Raw genomic sequence first — 21,216 nt, 5'->3', positions numbered from 1 at the left:
GTGAATGACAGACTAGATTAGGGACGGTCCCACCAGAGGGGCTTGGTAATGTAGTCGTCGTTGCTGGTTGCGCCGGCCTCAGCGAAGAGCTTGGCCACAGCCTGAGGGTTGTAGAGCACTTCTGTGGCGCCGGGCAGCATCCGGCGGGGCCACCGGTCTTTGTAGTCGACTTTTGCTGCCAGCGTAGCGTTAGCGTTGTTCGGGTACTTCAGGTTCACGTAAATCGTGGGGTCGAAGTCATAGCGGCGCAGGTCCGACCACGATTCGGGGTTCAGGAACATGGCAATGTATTTCTGTTCCATGATCCGTTTGATGGTCAGGTCAGCGGGCGTTTGAGCCACGGCCGCGCTGCTCAGGTAAGCATCTATCTGGGCCTGCGAAATCACGGGGAAGGTAACGGGTGGGTTAGCATTGGTGCCGCCTACGCCAATCTTCTGCATATGCGCCCGAATGCCCTCCTGATACGCCCGAAGTGCACGGGCCTTGTCGCCGGCATTGAAGGCCGCTTCTGCCTCAATAAACTTCAGCTCGTGGTAAGTAAGCACCTCAAAATACCCCAGGTCGCGGGCGTACCAGGAGCTGTAGAAGTCCGTGAAGCCATTTACCACGTTACCAGTAGACGTAACGCCGGGGTCGGCGCCGGTGCTGGTAGTGGTGGCCATAATAGGCAGGCGGGGGTCAGAAACGCCGGGGTACGTGGCACCGGCTACGCTGCCATTGAGGTACTTAATGATGTTGCTGGAGAAAGTAGCCGTTGCGTAGTTATTACGGGTGGTACCAAAGATGTTGGTAGTACCCGTAAGCGGAGCTACAGCCAGCTGGTACTGCAGCTGCGCATCATCGGCTGAGCTGGTCATGCTCTTGTCGATGAGGGCCAGGATCTGCTGCGGATTGTACACCCCCTTCTTCTTGATGAGGTGGTTGAGCTGGCGAGCCTTTAGGCCATTGGCAAACTTAATCCACTTCTGCACGTCACCCTTAAACAGGATGTCGCCTGAAATGCTGGGAGACGTAACATACAGGGGCCGGAAGTTCTTGTCGGCGGGCGTCTGCATCAAGGCAATGCCTTCGTCGCAGAGCGTCTGAATGGTCTGGTAAATCTGCTCCTGTGGATCGTACTTGGGCGTGTAATTCGCAGCACCCTGGTAGGCTTCGGTGTACGGAATATCGCCCAGCATGTCGGTGGCGTGCGCCAGATCCATTGCCTGAATGATTTTGCCCGCCCCGATATAATACGGAGAGCCTTCCTGCTCGGCAGCAGCAGTCATCGTCGGGATGTTGCCTCCGGAGTAGTAGTAGTTGTAGTTAAAGGTATTGGTGCTGTTGCCGTTCGAGAGCGTAAACTGGTCGGTGCTGCTGGCGGGCGATTTACGCACTGTGTATTGGCTGATGTACGTGGTAGTGAGCGACGTAAACATCTGCGCCTGAATGCCCTGAGAAATAATGCCGGGCAGCAGGTAGTTCGGCGTAGAAGTAGTAGGGTTGTTAGGGTCGGTATTGACGTCGAGGAACTTCTCGCAAGACGTTAAAGTGGCACTACTGCCCAGCAGCAGGCCTAGAATGAGAAGGTATCTTTTCATGAGAAAGTATTGGGGGAGGATGAAAGCAGGCCGCAGCTGCTGTGTAGCACGCTGTTACCTGCAAGCATCCAATCAATAGTTAAAAGTTCACCCGCAGGCTCATGTCTACGCCCCGCGTGCCGGGTACGCTGCCGTAATCGAAGCCCCCGGAGCCACCGCCGCGCACACCCGCACCAGCTGCCGCCGTTTCGGGGTCCACGCCGCTGTATTTGGTAAACAGCAACAGGTTGCGGCCCGTGAGGCCCAGCTCAATGCCCCGTACCGTTTTGGAGTTGGTAAATAGCGTGGTGGGCAGGTTGTAGGTCAGCGTCACATAGCGTAGGCGCGTCCAGGAGCCGTCCTCAATAAAGGGAGTTCCAATGGCGCCCAGAATATTGGCGTAGTAGGTCTGGGTGAGCTCCACGGCCCGCGTATTGGGCGTGTACGACACGGTGCCGTCGGCGCCGGTGCTGGCCACCACGCCATCAAATACCACCTGCTGGTTGCGGTCGAGGGTCCGCTCGCTCAGGCCGTTGCGGGTCGTGAGCCAATCGTTGCCATTCACTACCATGCCGCCCTTCCGGAAATCGAGCAGGAACGTGAGGGCCAGCTGGTTGTAGCGGAGCGTGTTGGTTACCTGCACCGTGTAGTCGGGGGCGCGGTTGCCGGCGTACACAAAGGTGCTGGTGTTAATCAGCGGGAAGCCGGTAGTGGGGCTGATCAGGATTTTACCATCGGGGGAGCGTTGGTAATCTGTAGCGCTGATGGAGGTAAGCGGCTTGCCAGGGAAGGCGCCGCCGCGGGCCACGTCAATGATGAAAGCATCAGACTGGTACACTTCGGTCAGGAAGCCGGGCAGCTTGGTAGCCTTGTTGCGGTTGGCGTAGAAGTTGGCATTAATGTCCCAGTTGAAGCCCGTAGCACTTTGTACAGGGGTGCCGCGCAGGGCTATTTCAATGCCCTTGTTGGTAACAGTGCCACCGTTAATGTACTGCAGGATAAAGCCGGTAGCCTGGCTTACGCGAGGCGCAATCAGCTGGTCGCGGGTGTCTTGCTGGTACACGTTGGCCTCCAGGCCCAGGCGGTTGCGCAGGAATTGCAGGTCAATACCAATTTCATACGCGCGGGTGCGCTCTGGCTTGAGCAGACGGTTAGAGCCGAAGAAGCCATTGCGGAAACCACCTCCAATGTAAGTGGCCTGCGCCAGTGGCGAGTCAACGCGGTAAGGGCCCGTGTCTTTGCCCACCTCTGCAATAGAGCCTCTGATCTTGCCGTAGTTCAGCCAGGGGTTTTGCTCCAGGCCTAGCAGGTGCGTGAACTGCCAACCCAAAGCCACCGAACCATAGCCGAACAGCTTACCGAAGTTCTTGCTTTCGTCGGGGCGGGGCAGGGTGGAAGATTGGTCGACGCGGCCGTTCAGCTCAAAGTTTACCTGCTGCAGCAGATTTACGTTCAGGCGGGCAAAATTACCAACCAGGCGCCGCTCAGTATTGGTAACAAGCGTGTTGCGGTTTACAGTGTTGTTGATGGAGGGAATAACCGGATTGGGATTCAGGAAAATCAGGCCCAGGTTATCCGTGGTTTCAGAGCGGCCCATTTCTACGGTGTTACCCAGCACCAAAGAGCCGTTTAGGTTCTGGTTTACCTCATGCTTCAGAGTTACCAGGAAGTTGGAGTTAAGCAAGCGGCTGAGAATGGCTGTTTCGCCCACTCCACCATCCTGGTTGCCGGCCTGGGAAGTGCCCACCGCCCGAATAGAGCGGTCCTTTTCCACGTAAAAGTCGGTGCCAATGTTATAGCTCAGCGCCAACCACTTATACAGATCCAGCGTAGTTTGCACGTTGCCAATAAAGCGGTTGGTGCGGCTGGTCTGGGGGTTGCGGTTGATGGTGAAGTAGGGGTTGTCGGCATCGCTGGCTGAAGTGCCCGTGCCCAGCAGGCGCCGGCGGGTACCATCGGGGTTCAGGTAGTTGCGGGCATCATCGTTGCGAGGCCAGCTCAGCAGGCTCACCAAGAAGCCGCCGGTGCTGCCAAACAGGCCGGGGCCCTGCAGCGGAGTGCGGCCGCCCGTGTTCAGGTACTGAGCCGATGAGCTGACGCTCAGCTTATTGGTGAGTTTGGCCGTGCCGGCCAGGCGCAGCGTAGTTTTGTCGTAGAGGCTGGTGGGTACTACCCCCGAAACATCCGTACGGGAGCCCGAAAACAGGAACGAAGTCCGGTCTGTGCCGCCCGACATGGTGAGGTAATGCTGCCAGCTTTTACCCTTCTGGAAGAAGTCGCCGAGGTTATCATATACCTGGTCGCCGGGCTGGAAGCGTGGGCCGAAAGAGCTGCGGGTGTTGGAGTCAAACACGCCGTTGGCGCCCTGTTTGTACTGATTCTGGAGCTTGGGCAGGCGGCTCACCTCATCTACCGAAAACTGCGTGCGGTAGTTGATGGTAGCGCGGCCCGAAGCCCCTTTCTTGGTGGTGATGATAACGGCACCGTTGCCGGCGCGCAAGCCATAGATGGCGGCAGCAGCCGGGCCTTTCAGTACCGTCATGCTCTGGATGTCCTCGGGGTTCAGGTCGCCGGCGCGGTTCTGGTTGGCCGTGGAGCGGCCCAGCAAGCCGTTGAAGGCCGAGCCTCCACCCGGGGCCGTGCTTTCCACGAACGAGGAGTTATCCATGATGATGCCATCGATAACAAACAGGGGCTGGTTGTTGCCATCAAGGGAGTTACCACCCCGAATTACAATGGCCGCGCCTTCGCCAGGAGCCCCGCCTGAGCTGGTAATTTGTACGCCCGCTACTTTGCCCTGCAAGGCATTCACGATGTTGGTCTGGCGGGTTTCTACCAGCTCTGAGCCCTGCACCTGGGGCGCGCTGTAGTTCAGCTCACTACGTTCCTGCTTGATGCCGTAGCCCGTAACTACTACTTCGTTCAGGCTTTTAGAGTCGGGGGCGAGGCTGATGTTGGCCGTGGTGCCAGCCCCTACGCGGTACTCCTGGCTGGTGTAGCCAATAAAGCTGAATACCAGGGTGCTGCCTTCCGGCACGTTCGGGAGCGAGTAGCGGCCCTCGCCATCGGTTTGGGTGCCTTGGGTAGTGCCCTTTACCAGCACGTTTACGCCGGGGAGGGGCTGCTGGTCGTTGGCACCAACCACTACGCCCGTGAGGGTGCGGGTGGCCGCCGTTTGGGCGTAGCTAGGCGGTGAAGCCAGCAGTACCCCCAAGGCCAGAGGAGACCATAGAAGTTTTTTCATACAGTAAGGAAAGTGAGAGATAAGAGGAGAGAGGAAGGCGGCGCAGAGGGAGTGCCGGGTAATAGAGCAGAAAAGCAATCTGTGGTCAGCAGATCAAAAAAGCAGAAACCGAGTGAAAAGAACTGGAAAATGAGACTGAACGACTAAAAAAAGAGCGTATTGCTGAGGAAATAAGCTCGTTTTATTAAAAAAATAAAGAAAAAAGTGCTGCTAAATCTAGTAGGCCAAAATTCAGCAACCAACTATATAGGGGTTTTACTAGCTAAGGGAAAGTGCTTTGAATGCTCGGGGCAAAGCGTCAATTTGCTTGCTCACAACTGATGGTTGCGGGCAGGACTTGTTTATGCTTGGCTGCCTGAATCTACGGTTCTCTAGCTAAACTATTCATATGCAGACCACTACTCAGGCCGCCGTGCATACTACCGGCGCTCAGCCGCTGGCCGAAGCCTCTCAGCCCGGTCGGCTCGTGTCGTTGGATGTGTTCCGGGGCATTACCGTAATGGCCATGATTCTGGTGAACAATCCCGGTAGTTGGGACCATATTTATGCGCCCCTGGAGCACGCTCACTGGCACGGCTGCACCCCCACCGACCTGATCTTTCCCTTTTTCCTGTTCATTGTAGGGGTGAGCCTGGTATATGCGCTTGATGGGGCCCGCCAGCAGCCCAGCACGCATGGGCGCACCATGCTGCGCATTCTGAAACGGGCCGCTATTCTCTATGCGCTAGGCCTGTTCTCGGCTCTGTTTCCCACCTTCGACTTCAGCACCGTGCGCATACCGGGCGTGCTGGCCCGCATTGCATTGGTGTTTCTGGTATGCGGCATTGTGTTTCTGAAAACCACCTGGCGCCAACAGCTAGGCCTGTTGGCTACCATTCTGGTGCTCTATAATATGCTGCTGCAACTAGTGCCGGTGCCAGGATATGGTCCCGCTAACCTGGAGGCCAGCACCAACCTCGGCGCCTGGCTCGACCGCACTATTCTGGGGGAAGCTCACCTCTGGAAGCAAAGTCGCACCTGGGACCCCGAAGGAATTTTGGGCACGCTGCCCGCCGTGGGTACTGGCCTACTGGGTATGCTCACGGCCCGCTGGCTCCGGCAACGGGAGGTAGAGCCGGCCACGAAAGTGGCCTGGTTGTTTGTGGCGGGTGGGGCCTGCGTGGTGCTGGGCCTGATCTGGAACGGCTGGTTTCCCATCAATAAAAGCCTCTGGACCAGCTCCTATGTACTTTACGCCGGTGGCCTGGCAGTGGCGGTGCTAGCGGCCTTCTACTGGCTCTGCGATGTGCAAGGCTACCGCAGCTGGATTAAAGCGCCCCTAGTGTACGGAGTGAATGCCATAACCGTGTTTTTCCTTTCCAGCCTGGTGCCGCGCCTGCTTAATATGATTAAAGTGGCCGGCCCCAACGGCCCCACTGGCCTACGCACCTGGCTCTACGACACATTCTTCGTGCCGTACTTCAGCCCCGTTAATGCCTCTCTGGCTGGCGCCATAGTGTGCGTATTGATTTGGCTGGGAATTTTGTGGGTGATGTATAAAAAGCAGATCATCATAAAAGTGTAGCCGCTTGCCAAGCCACTCTCACAGGGATGTTCCGAGCGGGAGCGAGAACTCAGGGCTAGCCTACCAATGGCCAATCCAGGTTCTTGGCTCCCGCTCACAGTATCAGCGTTTAGCAGTAGGCTACTCGGCGCCTGATTTCGGCTGTCTGCCTCAACGATGGCCCCGATTTCTCGTACTTGGGGTATGAAGAACTTGTGGATACTGGCAGCGGCGCTTGTGCTGACTGCCCCGGCAGTAAGTGCCCAAACAACCACCACTCCTGCTGCGGCCTCTGCTACGCCCATATCTGCGAGCCACCGGAAAGCGGCAGAAGAGCTGCTGGCCATCACCGGCAGCGAGAAAAACATGACGGAAATGAGCAGCCGCATGCTTGATGTGCAGCTGGAGCAGCGCCCCGAAATGAAGGCGGTGGAGCCCGAAATGCGGGCTTTCCTCACCAAGTACATGAGCTGGCAATCCATGAAGGATGACTTGGTGCAGCTGTACGCTCAGGAGTTCACCGAAAAGGAGCTCAAAGAGCTGAACAAGTTCTACCAGACGCCCACCGGTCGGAAAACTATCCAGAAAATGCCCATGCTTATGCAAGCCGGAATGGAAATTGGGCAGCGCCGCGTGCAGGAGCACCTCCCGGAGCTACAAAAAGCCATTGCCGATAAAATGCAGAACCAGCAGCCAGGGGCGGTGAAGCAGTAATTGAGCGAAGTGGCCCAGCGGCGCTGTCATTGTCAGCGGAGCGAAGCAATCCTTCCTTGTCGTGCACAAAGCTTCTGCAGAAACCAAGCAAGCCCTTATTTCCGTTGTGGAGGTAAGGGCTTTTGAGTAGGTCAAAGATTCGCGCGCACTGCAGGAAGGATTGCTTCGTCCTTCGTCCTCGCAATGACACACCTCGGCTTGGCCACTTCGCTAAATCATTCACTTAATCACCGTTTCTCAAACTCATACCCCGCAAAGTCTTGGCGGAGCTTGGTTTTGAGGAGCTTACCGGTGGCGGTGTGGGGGAGTTGCTCCACAAACTCTACGGCTTCCGGAATCCACCAGCGGGCCACTTTGCCCTCATAGTAGGCCAGTAGCTCCTGCTTGCTGATTTCAGAATCGGGTTTTCTGACCACTACCAGCAACGGCCGTTCGCTCCACTTGGGGTGAGGCACGCCAATCACGGCAGCTTCGGCAATAGCGGGGTGGCCTACGGCGAGGTTCTCCAGCTCGATACTAGAAATCCACTCGCCGCCCGATTTAATCACGTCTTTGCTACGGTCGGTGATTTGCATGAAGCCAGCGGGGTCAATGGTGGCCACGTCGCCGGTCCGGAACCAGCCGCTGGCCGTGAGCCCACCCGGCTGATCGGCCCCAAAGTACTCGCGCGCAATAAACGGGCCGCGCACTAGCAAGTCACCGAAGGCCACGCCGTCGTGGGGCAACTCCTGGCCGGCATCATCCACAATCTTCATATCCACGCCAAAAATGGCGCGGCCCTGCTTAGTCTGAATGGCAAACTGCTCATCGGGGCTCAGGTTGAGTTGCTGGGGTTTCAGGGTGCACACGGTACCCAGCGGCGAAGTTTCCGACATGCCCCAGGCGTGCCGAATCTCTACGCTCAGCTCCTCATCAAAGGCCTTAAGCAGAGCCGGAGGGCAGGAGGCGCCGCCCACAATCATCTTTTTGAGAGTGGTGAACTGCAGCTTTTTCTCCCGCATAAACGTGAGCAGCCCAAACCAGATGGTGGGCACGCCCGCCGTAAACGTTACGCCTTCCTGCTCATACAACTCATATAGGCTGGCCGCATCGAGGCCGGGGCCGGGCATTACCAGTTTGCAGCCGTTCATGGGGGCCGTGTACGGAATGCCCCAGGCATTAACGTGAAACATGGGTACTACCGGCAGCACCACATCCCGGGCCGAGCAGTTGAAGCCATCGGGCAGGGAGGCGGCGTAGCTGTGCAGTAGCGTGGAGCGGTGGGAATAGAGCACGCCCTTGGGCTGATCAGTGGTGCCGGAGGTATAGCACAGGGAGGATGCGGTATTTTCATCGAACATAGGCCACTCGTAGTCGCTAGTATGCGCAGCCAGTAGGTCTTCGTAGCAGCGTAAGTCGGGCAGGGTAGTCGCCTCGGGCATATGGGCCCGGCCGGTCATGAGCACCCAGCTCTCTACTTTAGGGCACTGGGGGGCCAGCTTTTCTACCAGCGATAGAAAGGTAAGGTCAAAGAACAGCAGCCGGTCTTCGGCGTGATTGATGATGTACACGAGCTGCTCAAAAAACAGGCGCGGGTTGATAGTGTGGCACACCGCGCCCATTCCTGAGATGCCATAATACAGCTCAAAATGCCGGTGCGTGTTCCAGGCTAAGGTGCCTACCCGGTCGCCGTTGCTAACGCCCAGCTCCGAGAGAGCGTTGGCCAGCTGCTTGCTGCGCAGGTGGGCGGCGGCGTACGTGTAGCGGTGTAGGCCACCCTCCGCTAAGCGAGATACAATTTCAGTTTCGGCGTGCCACTTGGCAGCGTGCTCTAGCAGCCCCGCAATGCGCAAGGGCTCGTTCATCATCAAACCTAACATGGAAGTTCTGTTGGTGGGGATTTTAAGCTAACAGATTTCCCACAGATATACATATAGGAGAATTTTCACGGATTTCAGTAGGCCACCTGGCACTCGGTTAGAAACAAAAAAGCTCCGGCCTTGTGGCCGGAGCTTTAGGTTAGTTCTCCTGCGGTACGGTGCTTTCTACGGCTTGCCTGCGGGGTTGCTGAATGCTCTCCAGCGCCACCTGCAACACCCCAGACCTGACGCTGAGCTCCGTGATTTTGTTGTTGCGGCGCGTGGGGTTCACACGGTTAGTGAGCACGATGCAGGTAAGATCTTCCTGTGGGTCAACCCAGAAATACGTGCCCGTAAAGCCCGTGTGCCCGTAGCTGAGCTGCGATACGCTCTTGGCCGAATTGACCGAGGGGTTTGCGGCAGGCCTATCGAAGCCCAGGGCGCGGCGGTTATCGGGGCAGAACTGACACTTAGTGTACTCCGCTATGGTTTCGGCCTTGATTATCTGCTGCCCGCCGTAGCGGCCATTCCAGGCATATAGTTGCACCAGCTTGGCCAGGTCGTTGGCGTTGCCGAACAGGCCCGCGTGGCCCGATAGGCCGCCCAACAGGGCCGCGCCTTCATCGTGCACCGTGCCGTGCAGCTGGCCGTGGCGGAACAGGGAATCGTACTCAGAAGGCGCAATGCGGGCCAGCGGGAAGCGGCGCGTGGGGTTATAGCCCAGGGTAGTGGCACCCAGCGGCCGATAAATTTCGTCGGTTACAAACTTGTTAATGGTTTTGCCCGAGGCCGACTTCACAAAGCGCGGGTACATGATGAACGACAAGTCGGAGTACACGTAGCCGGGCTTCTCGTTCAGCGGCGACTCAGCAATGGCTTTGGTAATGCGCTCGGGGAAGTCGTTGCGGGCCCACAGGTTGGGGCCGGCCGGCAGCGGGAACCGGGCCGAGGAATCGGGGCGGAAGTAGCGGCGGCTCATCTCTGAGGGTTTCGTGGCCGATACCTCTTTGGCATCAGGACTCTTACCGAAAATGGAGTTGAAGAAGCCCTGAGGCTTCGTGTAGTCTTTCCAGAACGGAATCCAGGCTTTCAGGCGGGCCTGGTGAGTGAGCACGTCGCGCAGCTTCAGGTTTTCCTTGTTAGTGCCCTTGAACTCGGGGAACAACTGGCCTAGCGTCATGTCGGGGTTGAACTTGCCCTCATCTTGTAACTTCATCAGGGCCGGCAGTGCCGCCGATACTTTGGTCACGGAAGCCAGGTCGTAAAGGTCGTCGTTGCGGACGGGGCGGCTGGGCTTACCACCCTGCACCGGCGCATCAGCAAAAGAGTGGGTACCGTAGCTCTTGCGCAGTACTACCACCCCACGGCGGGCAATTACCACCTCGCCGCCAGGAAAAGCTTTGGCCGCCACGGCGCCATTCATAATAGAGTCCACGCGGGCCTCCAGATTGTTGTTCATGCCTACCGCCTCGGGGAAGCTGTAGCGCAGCCGGATGCCGCCCTTGGTGGCTAGGCCAGTGCCATAGCTATAACGGTCCGACACCGTAACGGGCAACTTGCCACTGGCCGATACCCCGCCGAAAAGTACCTCGGCGGCTACCTCCTGGGCATTTTTACTTTCCTGGTAGGCCAGTACCACCGCGTCGGCGCGGTCCAGGTCTCGGATTTTGGCTACGGCGTAAGCATTACCAAACACCGTAACAATAACCTTTTGGCCCTTGCCGCCCAGCTCGTGCAGAAATACGTTGGTTTCGGGTGTCACGCCAAAGTTGGTGGCGGGCAGTCGGCCGAGGTTGTTTACGCCCACTAGCACCGTGTTGTAACTTTTCAGCGTTTCGCGCATCTTCGTCAGCTCGTCCATGCTAGCGGTGGCGGGTAGCCAGAAGTGGCGCACGGGGGCGTAGTCGGCCACCATGCGCTGGAAGTCGGTGGTATCTTTGGTACCGATAGTGAGCGTGGCCAGGCGCAGCGTATCAAGGCGCTGCAGGGGCAGCAGGTTTTTCTGGTTGCGCAGTACCGTTACGCTCAGCTCCGTGAGGTGCTGGCTGAGGTACTGGGCGTGGGGCGTGTTTAGGTCGGCGGTAAGGTTGCGCAGGTCGATGGGCTTGTACTTGTTCAAGCCAGCCCACTCTTTCAGGGCCAGCACCTTGCGGCAGCGGGCATCGAGGTCGGCTTGGCTAAGTTGGCCTTGGTTGATGGCGTCGCGCACCATTTTCAGCGCCAGCGGAATATTCTTGGAAAACTCCAGAACGTCATTGCCGGCCAGCAAGGCCCGTAGGTCGGCGTCGCCGGGCGGGTACTTGCTGATGACGCCCTTCATGTTCATGGCATCGGTGAAGATGATGCCCTCAAAGCCCAGCTTCTGCTTGAGCAAGCCCTGAATGATAGGCTTGGAAAGAGTACTGGGCATGCCCGTGGTATCCAGGGCCGGAATGTTGAGGTGAGCCACCATCATGCCCCCAATGCCACGCTTAATCAAGCTTTTGAACGGGTACAGCTCCAGCGTATCAATGCGCTTGCGGTCAATGCGGAGCAGGGGCAGGGCCAGGTGAGAGTCAGTGTCGGTGTCGCCGTGGCCAGGGAAGTGCTTGGCTACGGCCAATATGCCCGCATCCTGCATGCCCTTCATGTATTGGTAGCTCTTCTCAGTTACGTTTTCGCGGTTCTCGCCCCAGCTGCGGTAGCCGATGACGGGGTTGGCGGCGTTGTTATTCACGTCTACTACCGGCGCGAAGTTTACGTGCATACCCAGGCGCTTGAACTGCGCTGCTACCTCGGTGCCCATGTCGTACACCAGCTGGTTATCCCGCACTCCTCCCATGCTCATCTGGTAGGGAAAGCGCTGCACGCTATCCAGACGCATGCCCACGCCCCACTCGGCGTCCATGGCCACCAGCAGTGGCACTTTACTCTGGCTCTGGTAGCGGTTGAGGAGCTTGCTTTGGCGCACAGGGCCGCCCTGAAAGAAAATCAGGCCGCCAATTCCGTACTGCTGAATCAGGGCCGAAACGGAGTCTTCATCAATCCGCTTGCGGTTAGAGTACGCCGCCACCATAAAGAGCTGCGCCACGCGCTGGTCGGGCGTCAGGGTCTGCATCACCGAGTCAACCCACCGCGACTGGCCTAGCTGCCCGGCAAAAGGCACCGGCAGGTTGCGGCTTTGTACAACGGGGGCCGCTTTTTTGGCGCTGGCCGCCTTGGTAGCTTCCTGCTGCCGCTTGGGGGCAACTTCGGAGCGGGTAGTTTTCTTCTGAGCGGAAGAAGACTTGCGGCGTTGTGCTGAAGAGTCGGCGGGGTTCAGCAGCATGAGCAGTAGCCACAAAAACGAAAGGGAGCGAAGGAAAGACAAGGGCAGTGCTAGCGGTTAGAATGGGTAGAATGCGAATTTAAGGTATTTGAGGAGGAAGGTAGCCGCATGCCACTGAACACGCGCCCAAGAGGGCGCCGGAAGTGGCCTAGAACTAAGAAAGGGCGACTGATGCCAGCCGCCCTTTCGGTACTACTTGTTGGTTGGGTGCGTGCCCGTTACTTCACCAGCACCAGACGCTTGGTTTCCACCTTGCCACCCGAAACCAGACGGCAGGTGTATACGCCCTCTGTGAGGGAACGGCCTTCCAGCGTGGTATCATAATCACGGCCGGCTTCGGCTACGCCTTGGTACAGGGTAGCCACCAACTGGCCTAGCTGGTTGTACACCTGCAACTGCACGTGGGCCGTAGCCACCGCCCGGAACCGCACCACGGTCCGCTCAGTGAAGGGGTTAGGGTACGCTGCGAAGGTCGAGCCTTGCGCGTCACCTACAACACTGGCAGTAGTGCTGGTAGCCTCCGGAGTGCAGGAGCCCAGGCCGTTGCCGTCCTTCTTAAGATGAGCAGGCACCGCATTCACCGACACGCAAATCACCTTGCCGCTCTGGCACACCAGTACCTTATCGGAGTTGGGGTTATTGCTGCAGCGCACGTCGAGCACCGTGAGAGTTACTTCTTTGGTGGCCGAGCAGCCAAACTCGTTGGTGACAGTTACCACGTAGCGGTACACGCCGGGCTGGCTGGCCGTAAACACGGGGTTGGCAATGGCGGCATTGCTGAGGCCAGCGGCTGGGCTCCAGCTGTAGCTGGTGCCACCGGTGGCCGTGAGTGTGACGCTCTGTGGCCCGTAGCCTACGTACAAAGTAGTTGGTACGCCGCCGGTATACACATCGTTGGCGGGCGTAACTGCTAGGCCAGGGGTCGGCAGGGGGTTTACCGTTACTACTGCCTGCCCGCTGATAGCGCTGCCGCTGCAGGAGCCATCAGAAACGGCCGTGAGCGAGTAGGTGGTAGTGCTGGCGGGGCTTACTGAGAAGGTATAATGCGAAGTCGTGATGCCGGTTACCGTTACTGGCGTGGTGCCATCAGTGTAGGTCAGCGACCAGGGCGCCGTGCCGGTCAGGGCCACACTCAGGGCAGCACTTGAGCCGGCGCAAATAGCGGTGGTGCCGCTGAGCGTAGCCGTTGGCAAAGCCTTGAGCGTAAGGTTGGTGCTGTTGGCGTTACCAAATACTGAAGGCGTAGTGCTCACCACCCGAATGCGGTATAGAGTGCCCGGCGCTACCGTAGCTGGAAGGGTAGCCGCAATAGAATAATTGCCTGCCGCCGATGCCGTAACAGAGCCAATAGCCGTTGGAGCCGTGAAGCTACCCGTAGCATCAGAAAGTTGAGCTGTGAAAGTGCGGTTTGCGGTACCGGAGCCAGCTACCGTAAACGGTACATTCAGGGTGCTACCCACGCAAAAAGAGCTAGAGGCTAGGGGGCTAGTGGTAATAGTTGAGATATCGGTGCGTTGCACATAGTCGCGGAGCCACTTGAGAGCGGCGCGCTCAGCCCCGTTTTCGTAGGCCAGGTAGGCCCCCTGCGCCGTGCGCCAGTGGCCGGGCCGGTAGCCCCACAGCGTAATGCCTTTCACGGCCGGGTGCTCCCAGAACAGCGGGAACACGCGCTGGTACTCGGCCAGCTGCACTTCATCCTGGAGGCCATCAATATCAAGCTCCGTGATATAAATAGGAAGGCCCGCTGAGGCAATCAGGTTGAGGTTGGCCGTGAGGGAGGCGGCAGGCGTTGGCTGTGTAGAGAAAGCGTGCCCCTGAATGCCCACCACATCAATGAGGTTGCGCTGCCGCAGCAGGTTGATGATGTTTAGGTACTGCTGAGCGCCAGCGGTGGTGTTTTCCACGCTGTAGTCGTTCAACATCAGTTGGGTATTGGGGAAGTACTGGCGGGCCAGCTGGAAGGAGGTAATTACCCAGTCCCAGCCCGTGGTGCCTTTGCCGCCCAGCGCCTCAATATAGTTGCCGCTACCCTGGTCGGTGGGGCTTTGCTTTACCGGGGCATCGTGGGTAGGCTCATTTACTACTTCCAGAAAGGCAACGTCGGGGTAGCGCTGGGCTACGGCCGCAAACCACTCTTTAATCTCGGCCAGCTGCTCAGCCGGAGGGAGGTTTTCAATCCAGGAAGGCTGCTGGTTGCCCCAAATGAGTACGTGCATCCGGAAGGGGATATTCTGCCGTTTGGCCCGAGCATAGGCTGAGTCCAGGTCCGTCCAGTTCATCACGTTGCGGGTGCCTTCTACGCTGCCCCACTTGCCGCCATTCTCCGAAACTACCTGGTTGAAGTACTTCCCGAAGTTAACCTTCTGCGGATTGCTATATACACCACCCAGGAATTTAGGCTTGCCAGTAGCAATAGGCGGCCCCGGCGGGTTGAAAGGGGGTGGGGGCGGGGTAACAGAGCCCTGCTGCCCATTATCTAGGTTAGCCACGGTGAAAAACACGCCCGAGGCTCCAAACACGAACTTGTCGATGTCAAGGCCATTTTCCCGACTGCCAATTTCAAAGGTCTGAGTCAGGCCGCTGGCAGGTACCGTGAAGTTGCTGCCCCCAAAGGCCGACATCTTCACCCATTTCCAGACGTTGTTAGTAGAGGCAGTGCCCGCGCTGCTAACAATATCAGTTGAGGTAGTGTATCCGCCGCCCGCCAGGCCATTGGCGTTAACCCAGCGGTTGGTCTCAAACGCTGAGCGGGTCCCGAATGAATTGGGAACGTAGTAGCTGTCGTCATTGAAGCCGCCAGCGCCCACCCGTACTCGGGCATAGAGCTCATAGGTGCCGGCGCCCGGAAAGGTAATAGTGTAAGAAACCACCCGGTTATCGGCGTTGGGGCTCTGCGTGGAGCCATTCAGCGTAACAAAGTCGCCTACTACGCGCAGAAAACCGGTACCGGCCTCAGTGTTGAAGGTAATAGCCGCCGGAGCGGTGGCTGCATCCCGGATGGTGCCGGCTTCGGCTTGTATTACTACGGGAGCGTTCTGGCCGTACATGGCTAAACTGGAGAAGAGAAGTGCCGGAAGCAACAGTAAGCGTCGGAGTCTTACCATGAGAGTTGGTGGGTTTGGTGGAGGAATGAGAAGCACAGGTATTAGTTGAAGTCTATGTCAACTGATATTTGTCCTAATGTATAGTGTTCTCAGGCTCATCAAATACCCTTAGAAAACCCAGCGCAGAGAAAAAATACGCAACCGTTTCCGGTAGTAAATTGCAATCGTTTGTGATAGATGAATATTTAAAAAGCACAAAATTGTGTATGGCTCCAGGCGGGCGTACTCAACTAACCTTAATAGGCTAAGCGGCTTATGTCGTGTCTAAGCTCTGAGAAGAGTACAGCCAAGCCAGCTACCAGGACCAGTCCAGCATGGCAGTTGCGGTGGTACCCCAACGCGGTGTTGCCCTCACTGGAAAGTGCCAGTGGTGGGCTCTGCTATTCAGGCTAGGGAATTAGTGCCTTACAGTAGCCATGCAGTTTGATAGGTGACAGTGGGCTGGGCATAAGCGGGCGCATAACCAGTTAGTTAAGAAAGCTGCTCAACAAGCTTTTTAGGCCGGTTCGTATATCTTTGGCGCCCTTCCCCTCCACCTCGATCTGTGTCCCATGCCTTCACTTGATATTGATGCACTGCTGCATCAGCTACCCGGCAATTACATTCTGCTCACCCCCGACAATATCATCATTGATGCGTCAGACGACTATCTGGCTGTTACGCTCAAGCAGCGCGCAGATATAGTTGGCCGTAATATTCTGGAGGCCTACACCGCCGCCGAGCAAAACGAATGGCAGGTACTGGCCGACTCCTTCGAGCAGGTACGCCGCCTGCGCCAGCCCTTCACCATGCCCCTCATTCGCTACGATCTACAGCGCACCGATGGACAAAGTGGTTATGAGGAGCGCTATTGGCAGGCAACAAACTACCCCATACTTGACGCCGACGGCGCGCTGCTCTACATCCTGCGCCGTACCCGCGACGTAACGGAGGCGCACCTAGCGGAACTCCAGCGCCGGCGTATGGCGCAGGAGTTGGCTGAAAGCCAACAGCGGGCCCAGTTTATTCTGCAGGTCCTGCCCGTAATGGTGTGGACCAGCCAACCCAACGGCGACGCCGAAACCTTCAATGAGCGGTGGCTGCAATTTACCGGCCGCACCCCCGAGCAGGAGCGGGGCCACGGTTGGCAGGAGGGTATTCATTCTGATGACCGCGCCAAGGTGACAAAAACCTGGCAGGAGGCCGCCGCCGCCAAAACCAAATATCAGCTGGAGTACCGTTTGCGCTGCGCCGATGGCAGCTACCGTTGGGTGCTGGCTCAGAGCGTGCCCCGCGTGAATGCAGAAGGCGAAGTAACCATGTGGATTGGCTGCGCAACCGATATTCATGATCAACGGCAATTGGTGCAGGAGTTGCTGCAGGCCAACGAAGAGCAAATGGTCTTATCGGAGCAGGCGTATCAGGCACACCAGTTAGCCCGCAGCCAGCGGGAGTCGTTCTATGAGCTGTTCCTGCAGGCTCCGGCCCTAATTGCAGTGGTGCGCGGCCCCGAGTATCGCTATGAGTTTGTGAACCCACGCTACCAGGAGCTGTTCCCCGACCGGGAGTTGCTGGGGCGTACTGTGGCCGAGGCCGTGCCCGAGGCGGTGGAGCAGGGCTTTATTGGTTTGCTCGATGAAGTGTACCGCTCCGGTGAGCCTTACCGCGGCAATGAGGTGCTGCTGCAACTGCGCCGCCATGATTCAGGCCAGCTAGATGAGGTGTACCTGAATTTCACTTACCAAGCCCTGCGTGAACACGGCCACATCGTGGGCATTTCGTGCTTTGCTTTTGATGTGACCGAGCTGGTCATTGCGCGCCAACAGCTTGAGCAGCTACTAAACCGCACGCCCAACCCTGAGGCGTAAGCGAGGATGGAAACCACGAACCTAGACGTGCAGCAGGCACGCATCAAGCAGATTCTGTTTAAGTCGCAGTTGCGCTCGGTGCTCTATGGGGTGCGTGAGCCAACAGAAGCCCTGTTCTCGAGTCGGGAAAATGTGCTGGGCCAATGGCTGACCACCGTGTTGCGCCCGCAGCACGGCACCCGCCCGGAGCTGCGCGAAGCCGAACGGCTACTAACTCAAATGCTGAACGTTGCCCGGGAGCTGGTGACCCAATACCAACGCGGTCAGATCGAAGAATCGCGCCGGGGAATGAGCCAGATTGACGCCTACGCCGAGCAGCTGTTGCAGCAACTAGAGCGGCTGTCAGCCTAACCGCTGGAGCTGGGTGTTCTCTAAGCGCGGGGGAAATACCGTGGCATCAGTAGGCTTGGCGGGCACTGCTGCATTTTTCCTGGACTGTAGGTTGTATATTGCCCCGAAGCCGGGACGTAGCCCCTACAAATGTAGGGTGCACTCCACTTAGGTCTCAGCTCTTGCCCACGCCTCTCTACTTCTCCAGCTATGAACCATTTGCAAACTGAAACCGAGCGCCTGACCGCCTTAAAGCGCTACGACATTCTGGGTACTCCTGCCGACGGCAGCATGAACCGGCTGGCAGCGCTGGCGGCGAAGGTATTCAACATGCCTATTGCCATTATCAGCATGGTGGATGAAGACCGTATTTGGTTTAAGTCTCGCCATGGCCTCGATGTTGACCACATAGACCGCGACCCTGGCCTCTGCGCCTCTGCTATCCTCTCTGATGAGGTGTATATTGTGGAAGACGCGCGGCGCGACCCGCGCACACTTACCAACCCCTTGGTGGCCGGCGAGTTTGGGCTGCAGTTTTACGCGGCCGCCCCACTGCGCACCCACGATGGCTATAACCTGGGCACCTTCTGCCTGATTGATCAGAAGCCACGCTATCTAACGCAGGCTCAAAAGGCCATTCTGCAGGACCTGGCCGATCTGGCAATGGATGAAATTGAACTGCGGCTGGCGGCCCGGCAGGCTGCTCAGGAGAGTACGGAGCGCATTGCGGAGCTGGAAATGCGCGCAGCTGGCGCGTAATCTTAAGAGCCACAGCCGTGCTACATGCGTCGTAGCCATTCCGCTGCCGTATCTGGTTCGCGGAAGGTCATGAACACGATGCCGGCAGTAGTATGTTCTATAGCCAGCTCTGCCGAGAGCTGGCTATAGCGCTCCGGCGACTGTACCCAGGCAAAATAACGGCACCCAGCCGCATAGAGCTGGGGAAAGAATACCTCGCCGCCCCACCGGGCCGCTTCGGCCCAAAGCCCCTGCATGCGGGAGTTATCATTCAGTATTTTCTGGCAGCGCTCGTGGTGCATCAGCTCCAGCAGCTTAAGGGCCCCTTCCATTACCTCTTCATCGTTAGGGCTGCCCTGCCATTGAAGCTCCAGCCAATTATCTAGGTAGTGGTAGGCAATGCTGAGCGTAGCTGAAGTGTACAGGGCGCGTTGGGCCATTGGAGTAGTAACTAGGTTGGCTGTATCTGCTGTCAAACGGAGCGCCGCCAACAAGGGGGAGCGTCGTCTAGGCCAGGAGAATCATGGGGGAAAGACGGTTGACTGCTTATGAGGGTAGTGATTGAGGCTATACCCGTATCAGGCCACACAGAGCAACTGTAACAAGGCCTGCCTACGGCAGTTAAGCTACGTCTGTATCGGCCCCACTGGCCCAGGCCCGGGCTTGTGGTAGGTTAGTGAACGTGCGAACTTCAAAGGGCTGTACCTGCGTGGCTCCTTGGTACATGTTGCCGATAAGCAGGCGGTTCAGAGTTTCACCGGACTCAAGCCGGGCAAAGCGCAGTACGCCCAATTCGGCAATTGCCGGCAACACGTACTCTGACACCCAGCGCAGATCAACGGGCCGTACTGCACCCAGCCGCTGATCGTTAGCAACCCAGGCCTTTACGCCGTGCTGCTTTGCTAACACCAAGGCCTCCTCCACATAGCGGCGAAAGTCTGTGCTGTTAACAAAGGCTAGCCATTCGGTTTCTAATGTTGGTAGGGGCCCCGGATGAAGGTGGAGTACCAGGGAGGGATTTGAAGCAAGAACGGGCATAAAAGGTAAAAGAAAAACGAGGAGCGGCGAGCGGGTAAGGGTGGGAGAGATGCTTCTTACCAGCTGTTGTTGGCACTACTTCTATTTGATGAGGGGAGGCTGGCCGGAGCTGCCAAAACGCAGTACGCACAATAGGCCTATCTACTGAGTCCGGAATCTGCCTAACCGGTTACCAGGCGGATGCCAATTAGGCTGCTCCAGCGTAGGTTCCGGCTGGCGGGGCCAGCTTTTCCAGTTGAGTTATGAGCTGGTCGCCGAGGCGGTCAATTTGCGTCATGCCCCGGCGGGCTTCATCAATCTGGCCGCGTTGGTACTGAGCTACAAGCTCACTACCGGTGTTGAGCAGTTGCCGAAGCAGGCGTTCTGCTTCTACAATCTCCAGGCGGTTAGGGAATTTAGGCTTAACAACCCCCGTGAGCCATTGACCAAGGGCATTGCCCTGGGGAAGAAACAGGGCCGCATCTGGCTCACGCACCCCATAGAGCACTGAGCGCAACTGCGACTTAAACAGGATATGCTTGATGCGGACCTGTTGAAAATCAAGGGTGTTTATATCCATCGAGTAAGCTTCTTGCACAAGAGTATAGGGTACATCATCTTACTCAGGAAGCACTTGAGGCCGAAGGTGGCGTTTGTGACTCCAGTTGCTGGCGGGCCTGCACCAGCTCGGTGACATCAAAGGCGAAACTAAAGATGCCCACAATTTCACCGTTTTCGCGTAGCGCTTGGTAGGTAAAATCAAAGTAGCGCGTTTCACGTTGGCCAGTCGCACGGCGGTGCAGTTGCAGGGGCATCTGCTTGCCGTAGAACGGCTCCCCGGTCTGATAAACCTGGTCAAGCAAGGCAATAAAACCTTGCTCTTTCGCCTCAGGTACTACCTCCAGCACGGTCCGGCCGATAAGCTCATCGGTGGCAAACAGCTCGTAGTAGGGTGGGTTAACAAATTCAAACAAGTACTGAGGGCCGCGCACCACTGAAATCAGGGCCGGAGCTTGCATGAGCAAAGAGTAGAAGGTCTCGCGCTGGCTCTGCGACAGTTGGAAAGCCTGGTAGGCCTGATCTGATAAAGCTGCCTGCTCTTCATTGGCCTGCAGCAGTTCAACCACCAGCTGCTTCTGGTCGTGAATATCAATGGAACAGCCTACCCACATGCTTACCTGTCCATCTGCATTACGGCGCGGAATGCCACGGGCCAGCACCCAGCGGTAGTCGCCGTCGGCGCTGCGCAGGCGGTACTCGGTCTGGTAGTTTTCGCCCGATTCGTAGGCCTGTCGCCAGGCAGCTTCGGCTGCGGGCCGGTCATCGGGATGTACACCTTCCAGCCAGCCAAATGCCGTTTCCTGCTCCATGCGGCGGCCCGTAAATGAAAGCCAGCTGTGGTTGAAGTACTCAGAGTAGCCATCGGGCCGGGTGGTCCATACCATCACGGGCAGAGCTTCTAGAATGAAGGAAGAACGCGCCTGGCTTTCCTGCAGATCACGCTGCATAGTGCGGGCCTGTTGCTCAGCCTGGTACTGCTCTGTAATATCACTGGTGCGCAACAAGATGGCCTGCAGCTGCCCTTGACCATCAAGCTGCGGAAAGTTGGTGGTTTGCCAGTACCGCTCCTCCATGCCGCCGCCCTCTGCCGCCTGGCGCTGCATATCATAGCGGATGCGGGGCATGGTGTGCGGCTTGCCGTGGGTGCGCACAAACTCCAGCGAATCCGTAAAAACCTGCCAATCGTTTTGGGCGGCGGGCGGAAAGACATCAAATACGTTGCGCCCTACAATTTGCTCCCGTTGCTTAAACGTAACCTGCAAGTACAGGTCGCTGGCATCAAGAATGGTAAAATCCGGTGCCATAAGCAGGTAGTGCTCAGGCAGCTGCCAAAGAGAGTAAAACGTGCCAGGTGCAGATAGGGGTGGAATCATTAGGGTAGGTTAGGAAAGTAGTGCACAATATACGCAGGACA

The 21,216-nt window shown here is 57.6% G+C and carries 14 protein-coding genes; 5 read left to right on the top strand and 9 right to left on the bottom strand.

The genetic code is table 11. The features are described 5' to 3' along the window. Positions 1-17: 17 nt before the first annotated feature. Positions 18-1,580: a SusD/RagB family nutrient-binding outer membrane lipoprotein gene (locus HMJ29_RS01320; RefSeq protein ID WP_171589792.1), complete on the bottom strand. Its 1,563-nt coding sequence runs from the start codon at positions 1,578-1,580 to the stop codon at positions 18-20. A gap of 79 nt (positions 1,581-1,659) precedes the next feature. Beyond that, positions 1,660-4,803 (bottom strand): SusC/RagA family TonB-linked outer membrane protein, encoded by a 3,144-nt coding sequence (locus HMJ29_RS01315; protein ID WP_171589791.1) that lies wholly within the window; start codon positions 4,801-4,803, stop codon positions 1,660-1,662. Between the two features lie 388 nt (positions 4,804-5,191). Here HMJ29_RS01315 and HMJ29_RS01310 point away from each other — a divergent pair, with 388 nt between their 5' ends. Both HMJ29_RS01310 and HMJ29_RS01305 read left to right on the top strand, forming a co-directional pair. Further along, positions 5,192-6,367 carry an acyltransferase family protein gene (locus HMJ29_RS01310; RefSeq protein WP_171589790.1) on the top strand — a complete coding sequence of 392 codons (1,176 nt, stop codon included), beginning with the start codon at positions 5,192-5,194 and terminating at the stop codon, positions 6,365-6,367. A gap of 183 nt (positions 6,368-6,550) precedes the next feature. Further along, entirely contained in the window at positions 6,551-7,060 is a 510-nt protein-coding gene (locus tag HMJ29_RS01305) for a DUF2059 domain-containing protein (protein ID WP_171589789.1), read from the top strand. Positions 7,061-7,287: 227 nt separating this feature from the next. Here the strand turns inward: HMJ29_RS01305 and HMJ29_RS01300 are convergent, their stop codons facing one another. The 3 genes from HMJ29_RS01300 to HMJ29_RS01290 form a co-directional block, all read right to left on the bottom strand. Continuing rightward, positions 7,288-8,919 carry a 3-(methylthio)propionyl-CoA ligase gene (locus HMJ29_RS01300; RefSeq protein ID WP_171589788.1) on the bottom strand — a complete coding sequence of 544 codons (1,632 nt, stop codon included), beginning with the start codon at positions 8,917-8,919 and terminating at the stop codon, positions 7,288-7,290. 139 nt (positions 8,920-9,058) lie between these two features. Beyond that, positions 9,059-12,247, bottom strand: coding sequence for a serine hydrolase domain-containing protein (locus HMJ29_RS01295; protein WP_253805662.1), 3,189 nt, complete (start codon positions 12,245-12,247; stop codon positions 9,059-9,061). A gap of 176 nt (positions 12,248-12,423) precedes the next feature. Beyond that, positions 12,424-15,309 (bottom strand): endo-1,4-beta-xylanase, encoded by a 2,886-nt coding sequence (locus HMJ29_RS01290; protein ID WP_171589787.1) that lies wholly within the window; start codon positions 15,307-15,309, stop codon positions 12,424-12,426. Between the two features lie 551 nt (positions 15,310-15,860). On the opposite strand from HMJ29_RS01290, the gene HMJ29_RS01285 reads away from it, so the two are divergent. The 3 genes from HMJ29_RS01285 (at position 15,861) to HMJ29_RS01275 (ending at position 18,245) form a co-directional block, all read left to right on the top strand. Beyond that, entirely contained in the window at positions 15,861-17,156 is a 1,296-nt protein-coding gene (locus HMJ29_RS01285) for a PAS domain-containing protein (RefSeq protein WP_171589786.1), read from the top strand. Positions 17,157-17,162: 6 nt separating this feature from the next. Beyond that, positions 17,163-17,507 carry a hypothetical protein gene (locus HMJ29_RS01280; protein ID WP_171589785.1) on the top strand — a complete coding sequence of 115 codons (345 nt, stop codon included), beginning with the start codon at positions 17,163-17,165 and terminating at the stop codon, positions 17,505-17,507. 189 nt (positions 17,508-17,696) lie between these two features. After that, positions 17,697-18,245 carry a GAF domain-containing protein gene (locus HMJ29_RS01275; protein WP_171589784.1) on the top strand — a complete coding sequence of 183 codons (549 nt, stop codon included), beginning with the start codon at positions 17,697-17,699 and terminating at the stop codon, positions 18,243-18,245. Positions 18,246-18,265: 20 nt separating this feature from the next. On the opposite strand, the gene HMJ29_RS01270 is transcribed toward HMJ29_RS01275, so the two are convergent. From HMJ29_RS01270 to HMJ29_RS01255, 4 genes are all read right to left on the bottom strand, one after another. Continuing rightward, a complete protein-coding gene (locus tag HMJ29_RS01270; protein WP_171589783.1) occupies positions 18,266-18,664 on the bottom strand; it encodes a hypothetical protein in 399 nt (132 codons plus the stop codon). Between the two features lie 181 nt (positions 18,665-18,845). Beyond that, positions 18,846-19,262 (bottom strand): hypothetical protein, encoded by a 417-nt coding sequence (locus HMJ29_RS01265; protein WP_171589782.1) that lies wholly within the window; start codon positions 19,260-19,262, stop codon positions 18,846-18,848. A 187-nt stretch (positions 19,263-19,449) separates the two neighbouring features. Further along, positions 19,450-19,821 (bottom strand): histidine kinase, encoded by a 372-nt coding sequence (locus HMJ29_RS01260; protein WP_171589781.1) that lies wholly within the window; start codon positions 19,819-19,821, stop codon positions 19,450-19,452. A 43-nt stretch (positions 19,822-19,864) separates the two neighbouring features. Beyond that, complete coding sequence (locus HMJ29_RS01255) at positions 19,865-21,175, bottom strand: PAS domain-containing protein (RefSeq protein ID WP_171589780.1); 1,311 nt, start codon at positions 21,173-21,175, stop codon at positions 19,865-19,867. Between the last annotated feature and the right edge of the window lie 41 nt (positions 21,176-21,216).

It is taken from the genome of Hymenobacter taeanensis (assembly GCF_013137895.1).
GTDB classification, from domain to species: domain Bacteria; phylum Bacteroidota; class Bacteroidia; order Cytophagales; family Hymenobacteraceae; genus Hymenobacter; species Hymenobacter taeanensis.
This window is presented reverse-complemented; position numbering and strand designations above follow the sequence as displayed.